The organism is Pseudomonas sp. HMWF006 (genome assembly GCF_003061205.1).
GTDB lineage: Bacteria > Pseudomonadota > Gammaproteobacteria > Pseudomonadales > Pseudomonadaceae > Aquipseudomonas > Aquipseudomonas monsensis.
Map to the genome: position 1 here is coordinate 1 of NZ_QAIU01000174.1, position 1,050 is coordinate 1,050.

General features: G+C 60.9%; 2 protein-coding genes. One reads left to right on the top strand and one right to left on the bottom strand.

Translation table 11 applies throughout. The features are described 5' to 3' along the window. Window positions 1–99: 99 nt before the first annotated feature. Complete coding sequence (locus tag DBR24_RS06850; protein ID WP_128614302.1) at window positions 100–798, top strand: hypothetical protein; 699 nt, start codon at window positions 100–102, stop codon at window positions 796–798. Here DBR24_RS06850 and DBR24_RS06855 read toward each other — a convergent pair. After that, window positions 779–1,050 (bottom strand): alpha/beta hydrolase (locus DBR24_RS06855; RefSeq protein ID WP_146188979.1); only part of this gene is annotated, 272 nt, incomplete at its 5' end. The two genes, DBR24_RS06850 and DBR24_RS06855, sit on opposite strands and share 20 nt — an antisense overlap.

Consider the following 1,050-nt stretch of genomic DNA (forward strand, 5'->3'; position numbering starts at 1 on the left):
GTCTGCATCGGCGGAAAATCTGCTGTCGATGCAGCGTGTACTTCAGATTTTCCTGTCGATGACGACAACTAACCCACATTCCTTTGTCGCGAGTCGTTCATGAAGAAGATCGCTGTCCTGATGTTTGCCGTGCTGTTTTTGGCCGGCTGTGCCAACCAGAAATTCAAGCCGGAATACCGCACCCAGATCCACACAGTGAAGATTCTGCCGGTGGCGTGGAAGCCCAAGGAAATCACCTACATGGGCCGTGAACAGGCGTGGGGCGCCGCTGTGGGGGCCGGTGTCGGCACCGGCATCGGTTTGGCCTCCAGTGCGTCGAAAGCCGCGACCGCTGCATTGGGCGGCGTCGGTTTCGTCGCGGGGCTGAAGGCCGGTGACCTGGCGTCGATGTCGACGACCGATGCCATCGTCTACAACATGGAAACCTCTGACATCAATCTCGGCACCCTGGTCAAAAAGAGCTTCGAGGACCAGTTGGCCGCTTCCGGCCGTTTCAAGGTGGTCGGCGACAACGAACCGGCCGATGCGCAGATCGAACTGACGGTGATCAGCTGGGGTTTCTCGCTGACTCAGGGCTTCAGCAGCGTGGTCTACCCGACCATCGCCGTGAGCGGCGTGATGAAACGTGGCGATGAACTGATCTGGCAGCGCAACGAGCCAATCACCCCGTTCAACGGCGCCAACACCTATGGTTACGAGCCGTTGCGTTATCGCACCGAGCCGGAGTTGCTGCGCACGGCGTTGACCGGTGTGTCGCAGATTGTCGGCGGCTATCTGGTCAAGGATCTGAACGAATAGCCGCCGTGTGCGCGTTGATTCGGGCGCTGATCCACTGTCGACTGTAAGCCAGCACGCCTTGCGCGATGGCGGTGGGAAAGTGGATAAATCCGTGGGGTGACGCCGGTAGTAAATACACCTCGACCGGCGCCGCTTGCTGCCAGCGCCTGGCGATGGCCAGCGTGTCGTCCCGCAACGGGTCCAGTTCGCCGGCCAACAGCAGCGCCGGCGGCAAGCCGCTGAAGTCGCCGTACAGCGGTGACAACGGTGGCT

Excerpts from the sequence above, each read along its gene's own strand:
- DBR24_RS06850 (WP_128614302.1), top strand. The coding sequence starts at position 100 with ATGAAGAAGATCGCTGTCCTGATGTTTGCCGTGCTGTTTTTGGCCGGC.